A 304-nucleotide genomic window follows, 5' to 3' on the forward strand; every position below is an offset into this window, starting at 1 on the left:
GGGCGGGGGGGGCGGGGGCCGGCGGGGGGCGCCCCGCGGGCGGGCCCCCCCCCGCGGGGGCCGGCGCCCCCGGGCCCCCCCCCCCGGGGCGACCGCCGCCCGGCGCGCCGACGGCCGACGGGCACCGGAGGAGAGCCGGCCGGGTGGCAGCGGGGACCGCTCCGACGCACCGCCACCCGGTTCGGGCGATGTGTACGGCGCTCCCACCATGGCCCGGCCGGTCGACCCGCCGCCCCGCTCCTCGCGGCCCCGGCCGGGCGCGCGGCGGCCCGACGGGTCCCAGGGCGGTCCGAGCGCCGGGCCA

Source organism: Streptomyces sp. GbtcB6, assembly GCF_019091475.1.
Classification (GTDB): domain Bacteria; phylum Actinomycetota; class Actinomycetes; order Streptomycetales; family Streptomycetaceae; genus Streptomyces; species Streptomyces hyaluromycini.